The following is a 6,581-nucleotide window of genomic DNA, read 5'->3' as shown; positions in this document are numbered from 1 at the left end:
CTTAGTTCAGTCGATTGAAGACAGTTTAAATAATCGACCAAGAAAGGTGCTAGGGTTTAGAACACCGCTTGAGGTAAAATCTAGCTTCGGGTGCGTTGCACTTCGATGTTGAATCCAAGTTTATATATATATCAATATCGCGCTAAATATTAGCACGCCTACACCTTATAAAGGTATGGAAACCTTTGTGCAATTCTTAATAAATCCTTTTTTAGGGCATCTACAGCCTCATAATTTATAATTTAGACGCCTCAGTGCTTGATAAATCCTGCCATCATCTCCATAAATAGCGCAAACTTTTAATAATTGATTTGGCTAAGCAGCATCCCGCCGTATTCGCTCGTAAGATTCATAAGTTATCCTCTTTTTGTTACCTATTCCCCACGTTTCATGTGAAACCTGTAAGTAGGCGCGTGCAGTGCAAAGGAGAAGATTGATTCGGGTTGATGAATCGGCCGATCGGTGGACTGTAAAGACGATAGGAGAGCCCATGAGTAAGCGCGATTTTTATGAAGTATTAGGTGTCAGTAAGACCGCTGACAGCAAGGAAATTAAGCGAGCCTACCGCAAGCTGGCCATGAAATACCATCCAGACCGTAATTCTGAAGACCCTGATGCTGAAGACAAATTTAAAGAAGCGTCGATGGCTTATGAAGTATTGAGCGATGAAGAAAAGCGCTCAGCTTATGATCGCATGGGGCACGCGGCGTTTGAAAACGGCATGGGCGGTGGCGGTTTTGGCGGCGGTGGCAATTTCCAAGATATTTTTGGCGATATTTTTGGCAACTTTGGTGACATTTTTGGTCAATCACGCGGCGGCGGTGGCCGTTCGCGCCGCGGTTCAGACTTACGTTATGTCATTGAGCTAACCTTAGAAGAAGCGGTGCGCGGCTGTAAAAAAGAAATCAGCTTTACCGCGCCTGCGCCGTGCGATACTTGCGATGGTAAAGGCGCAAAAGACGCTTCTGACGTGGTCACTTGTCAGATGTGTCATGGTCAAGGCCAAGTGCGTATGCAGCAAGGCTTTTTTGCCGTGCAGCAGACGTGTCCGCAGTGTGGCGGCTCTGGTAAACAGATTAAAAACCCTTGCTCTGACTGTCATGGCAGCGGCGTAAAAGATAAATCGCGCACGCTTGAAGTGTCTATCCCAGCGGGCGTTGACGATGGTGACCGTGTCCGCCTAGCAGGTGAAGGCGAAGCGGGCGGCGCTGGCGTACAAAACGGTGACTTATACGTTGAAGTACGTGTGAAACCGCACGACGTCTTTAACCGTCAAGGCGCTGACCTCTATATGGACGTGCCAGTGAGCATTACTGATGCGGCACTCGGTAAAGAAGTGGAAATCCCAACCCTAGATGGCAAAGTCAAAATCAAGGTCGCCGAAGGGACGCAAAGTGGCAAATTGCTGCGTGTGCGCGGTAAAGGTGTGACGCCAGTACGTACGACGATGAAAGGCGATTTGATTTGTCGTGTGGTCATCGAGACGCCAGTAAATCTAACGCGCGAGCAAAAAGACTTGTTACGTCAATTCCAAGATACGCTTGATGGTGACAGCAAGCATCAGCAGTCTCCCCATAAAAAGTCTTTCTTTAAAAAGATTGGCGAATTATTTGATTGATAGCTAAGCCCTACTGTTTAAGTCATTTTAAGGCCTATTGTTTCACGTGAAACGATAGGCCTTTTTGGTGATGCTATAAAAAACTATTTAACCATTATATTTGCTAAACTTATCCTCATAAATTTAATAACCAATCTATCGAAAATAAAACATTTAGGACAAGATATGAGTCAACAAACAGAAGAGCAAACTATTAACGTTGGTGTCATCGGTGCTGGCGGACGTATGGGACGTATGTTAATTGAAGCCGTACAGGACAACCCACAAACCACGCTAAATGCCGCGATTGAACGTCAAGGCTCAAGCCTTGTCGGCGCCGATGCTGGCGAAGTTGCTGCTATCGGTCGTCTAAATGTACAAATTGTCGATGATTTAAAAGCCGTTATTAATGACATTGATGTGCTGATTGATTTTAGTTTGCCGGATGCGACCGAGCAAAATATGCAAATCTGCGCTGCGAACAAAGTTGCGATGGTGATTGGCACCACAGGTTTTAATGAGCAACAAGAGCAAGTATTAAAAGAAGCCAGTAAGCAAATCGCTATCGTCTATGCGGGTAATTATTCAACGGGCGTTAATTTGTCGTTAAAGCTGCTCGCTATGGCCGCAAAAGCCTTTGGCAATGATGCCGATGTAGAAGTTATCGAAGCCCATCATAAACACAAAATCGACGCCCCATCGGGCACGGCTTATATGATGGCAGAGGCGGTTGCAGAAGCGCGCGGACAGAACCTAAAAGACGTCGCCATTTATGGCCGCGAAGGGCAAACAGGCGAGCGCGAAGCTGGCAGTATTGGTATTCATGCGATACGCGGCGGTGAAATCATCGGTGATCATACCGTGATGTTTATCGCTGACGGTGAAGTGGTTGAAATTACCCATCGTGCCCGAGCGCGCATGACCTTTGCCGCTGGTGCAGTACGTGCGGCTACTTGGGTGATTAAGCAAGAAGTTGGACAATATAACATGCAGGATGTTTTAGGCTTAAATGACTAAACCTAAAGAATTAGGTTTCTCATTGATGGTTTGGTAGCGGTTACTTATTGATAAAGCAGAATGACTGCTAGGAGTCAGACATGAATAAGTTTAGCGAACATCTAATAACAAGTTTTGGCCGTACGTTGGCTATGATAAAAGCTACCAAAACCACAAGTTATACGCATCCGATAGCATTTACGTTAGGCTTGACGGTATTGCCAATAGTCGTACAAGCGGCCGCTTATCAAACCTATGTCATTCATACCTATGGTGGCGAGCGCTTATTACCAGCGGTGCGTCAGCAGTTAAATGCCAGTCGCGACGGCGGCTCGGTGTCGACTTATCAAGATAAGCTCGTATTACATACCACGGCTGCTAATTATCAAAAAGTACAGCAGTTACTCAATCAGATTGACGGTCAACCGCAAGCATTGACCGTTGCTGTGCGTGTTGGAAATAGTAGCCAATCCCAAGGTAATATCCAGCAAGGTCGGGTTATTATTAGCAATCGCGGTCTTCAAGGTACTGGCGTAATAAACCAAAGTAATAGCCAACAACATGGTAATAATTTATATCAAGTACAAACCTTGTCTGGCAGTGCAGCAAGCATTAGCACCGGCACGCTTTACTCATTAAACCAAAGCTATATTGCCAATAGCTATCTAGCCTATCCAAATTATTCGAATGTTCATCGCTCTTCAGGGCAAATTATTATTCAGCAGCAAGTATTATTGCCGACGACGCAAGGGATTGCGGTGACACCAAGGCTACTACCAAACGGGCAGGTCGAAGTACAATTATCCCAAGTAGAAGAACAGCTCGTGCGCGCTAATCCTTCTTATAATAACTATGGTTATAATAATAGCGTGCAAGGGCAAAGATTGAATAGCACCATTGTCGTGCCACGCGGGCAGTGGGTCAATATTGGACAAATCTCACAAAACAATCAAAGTAAAAACTCAGGTTATGGCAGTAATAGGACGCTAAATAGCAGCAATAGCGTACCTATCTCATTATTGGTACAGTAGTTGATTATTAATATTGTCGCGAAGCAAAGATAACAAAGCGCGGCACTGCTTATTACAGTACCGCGCTTTGTTATTGATATTGATTGGTTAAAAACTAATCAATATAAACCACCTCTAATGGCGGAAAACCATTGAACTCAACCGACGAATACGAGTTGGTATAAGCACCAGTCGTTAACCAAAAGATTTTATCGCCAATCTCAAGCTCTTCTGGCAACTGATAACCCGCTTCCTCGTACATAATGTCGGTTGAGTCGCACGTTGGGCCTGCCAATACGACCGTGCCTTCGCTGGTTGAGTTTTCCATTTTTGGGGTATAAACGGGATACTTGATTGCTTCGCCTAAAGTCTCAATCAAGCCTTGGAATAAGCCCACATCGGTATATACCCAGCGGGTCAAATCCGTATCTGATTTACGCGAAATCAGCACCACATCGCTGACCAAGACACCCGAGCCGCCAACCAATGAACGACCAGGCTCAAGGATAATCTCTGGCATCTCATCTTCATTGTAATCATCAGTCAAATAACGGGTAATCTCTTCTGCATAGACTTTGACCGGATTGACTTCGCTGATATAGTTCGCCGGAAAGCCGCCGCCCAAATTAATCATTTGTAGCTTAATGCCTTCCTCATTTTTCATCCAGTCAAACATATATTTGACCTTGGCGAGCGCATCATCCCAAGCGGCGACGTCTTTTTGCTGGCTACCGACGTGGAACGAGATACCATACGGCACCAAGCCCAATTCGCGCGCTTGAATCAACAAGTCAATCGCCATATTTGGATGGCAACCGAATTTACGTGATAATGGCCATTCAGCGGTTTCAGAGCCTTGGACTAGGATACGCACAAATATTTTCGAACCAGGCGCGTGCTTAGCAATATTTTTTAAATCCGCTTCAGAATCGGTTGCGTACAAATCAATACCTTTTTCAAAGGCATATTTGACATGCTGCGCTTTTTTAATGGTGTTGCCATAAGAGATACGCGATGGCTCAACGCCGCAATCAAGCACCCGATCCAGCTCATAGATTGACGCACAGTCAAAGTTTGACCCAAGCTCAGCCAATAAGTTAATGACTTCAACCGCAGGGCTTGCCTTCATAGCATAATGAATTTTTGCCTTTGGAAAAAAACCAACCATTTCCGCATATTTTGTTTTAATGCGGCTTAAGTCGACCACCAAAAACGGGGTTTCGCGACCTTCGGCAGCTTTGGTAAATTTCTGCCAGCCGGCAGGGTCAAAATATTGGTCAATTTTGATCATGGTCATGGTGGGAAACCCTTAATGAAGACAGTGAATGTCGGAGAATAAAAATAGCAGAGAATTAAAACGTTAGAATATAAAAGCCAATCTTATCATCGTAAAGCCATCATTTTTAACGATAATGAGAGAACAACAAACGTGGCTTAAAATATAAATGTATTAAGAGTTGGTGGTTTGTGGCTGTTTATCCGCGATTTGCTCGCCCTGTTTTTCGCGTATTTTAAGGACTTTACGCACTTTATCACGCGCCCGCGTTTGTTTAAGACGCGATAAATAATCGACGAAGATAACGCCATTTAAATGATCCATTTCATGTTGGATACAGACAGCAAGTAAGCCTTCGACTTCTTCATCAATCTTATTGCCATTTTCATCCAAGGCCTCGATACGTACTTTGGTTGGACGTTCAACCTTATCGTAGACTTCAGGCACCGACAAACAGCCCTCTTCGTACGGCTGCTTTTCTTCTACCAATGGCGTGACTTTCGGGTTGATAAATACCCTTGGGCTGTCTTTGTCTTCCGATAAATCCATGACGATAAGCTGAATATGACGGTCGACTTGGCTTGCCGCCAATCCAATACCTTGCGCATCATACATCGTCTCAATCATATCGGCGATTAAGGTTTTGATTTCAGCCGTAACTTCCTTGACAGGCTTAGCAATCGTGCGTAAGCGCGGGTCGGGATAGCTTAAAATAGGGAGTAACGCCATAAGGCTCACCTCAACGATAAAGATAAAATAGGTCTGATATTATAAGATAAATGGGGGCAAAAGTAATGCATATCAATAGCCTGTTTTTTTTAGGTAATAACATAAGCAAAACTTATGACTCATAATTCAGATAGAAAATGCAGTCATTAAAAAAGGTCTTACGCTGGGTAAGACCTTTTTTATATACTCTAATTTAATACAAGTAATGGCTTGCGCTTGTTATACGCGGCGTTTATTCATAATCATCTCATAGATAAATAGTAAGATAATCGCACCGATTACTGAGAAGATAAGACCAGTAAAGCCACCATCAGCATTGATACCGATTAAACCTGCGACAAAACCACCAAGCATCGCACCGACGATACCCAATACGATGGTCATAATCCAACCCATCGGGTCGTTGCCCGGTTTAATAGCGCGTGCCAATAAACCTGCGACCAAACCTACGATAATCATCCAAATAAAGCTCATTGTTATTCTCCTAATATTTTTAATTTATATGGTTATTTATAATCTGTTACTTATTTGATGAATTCATTGTAATCATTAGCCACTATAAAAAGTAACGACGAAATGTTATCTGTGTACGGGCTATGTGAGAAAAAAGCCATATTTGCTATCAAGCAGATGAAATAGGTAAACGGCAGGTTAAAACGGTAGTAAAGTCGCTAACGTGACAAAGCGTTGATTACTATAATGTACCCCACTCTCAACTTGAAATAAGCAATTCAAACTGAAGAGGCGGATTACCAAGTTTTTTGTTGAGTACAAAGCACAGATTGTGTGACAGGATTTTACGAATCAATCGATGAGACAAATGCCATAAATCTCTTGCTCTCACTCTTTGTATGTTAAATCGTTCTGATAGCTGACCAATGACTGTTTCAACGATACGGCGGGCTTTCATTAGCCGCCTTACCACAGGTTTGGGTCTATCCTCTTTCATGTTGGCTCTGAGTGGCGTTTGTAA

The 6,581-nt window shown here is 43.7% G+C and carries 7 protein-coding genes; 3 read left to right on the top strand and 4 right to left on the bottom strand.

Features of this window, described 5'->3' with window-relative positions:
• The first annotated feature begins 490 nt into the window (after positions 1-490).
• From dnaJ to A7325_RS11830, 3 genes are all read left to right on the top strand, one after another.
• Positions 491-1,618 carry a molecular chaperone DnaJ gene (dnaJ, locus tag A7325_RS11840; protein ID WP_068408398.1) on the top strand — a complete coding sequence of 376 codons (1,128 nt, stop codon included), beginning with the start codon at positions 491-493 and terminating at the stop codon, positions 1,616-1,618.
• Between the two features lie 165 nt (positions 1,619-1,783).
• Positions 1,784-2,614 carry a 4-hydroxy-tetrahydrodipicolinate reductase gene (gene dapB, locus A7325_RS11835; protein WP_068408396.1) on the top strand — a complete coding sequence of 277 codons (831 nt, stop codon included), beginning with the start codon at positions 1,784-1,786 and terminating at the stop codon, positions 2,612-2,614.
• Positions 2,615-2,694: 80 nt separating this feature from the next.
• Entirely contained in the window at positions 2,695-3,624 is a 930-nt protein-coding gene (locus A7325_RS11830; RefSeq protein WP_068408394.1) for a hypothetical protein, read from the top strand.
• Between the two features lie 94 nt (positions 3,625-3,718).
• On the opposite strand, the gene A7325_RS11825 is transcribed toward A7325_RS11830, so the two are convergent.
• The 4 genes from A7325_RS11825 to A7325_RS11810 form a co-directional block, all read right to left on the bottom strand.
• Complete coding sequence (locus A7325_RS11825) at positions 3,719-4,894, bottom strand: type III PLP-dependent enzyme (protein ID WP_068408400.1); 1,176 nt, start codon at positions 4,892-4,894, stop codon at positions 3,719-3,721.
• A gap of 159 nt (positions 4,895-5,053) precedes the next feature.
• A complete protein-coding gene (def, locus tag A7325_RS11820; protein WP_068408392.1) occupies positions 5,054-5,608 on the bottom strand; it encodes a peptide deformylase in 555 nt (184 codons plus the stop codon).
• 219 nt (positions 5,609-5,827) lie between these two features.
• Complete coding sequence (locus A7325_RS11815) at positions 5,828-6,082, bottom strand: GlsB/YeaQ/YmgE family stress response membrane protein (protein WP_068408390.1); 255 nt, start codon at positions 6,080-6,082, stop codon at positions 5,828-5,830.
• A 238-nt stretch (positions 6,083-6,320) separates the two neighbouring features.
• The coding region (locus tag A7325_RS11810) for a transposase (RefSeq protein ID WP_156508545.1) at positions 6,321-6,581 on the bottom strand (261 nt) is incomplete at its 5' end.

This window comes from Psychrobacter sp. SHUES1 (assembly GCF_001652315.1).
GTDB lineage: Bacteria > Pseudomonadota > Gammaproteobacteria > Pseudomonadales > Moraxellaceae > Psychrobacter > Psychrobacter faecalis.
Note: the sequence above shows the minus strand (reverse complement) of the source record. Positions and strands in the feature narration are given on the sequence as shown.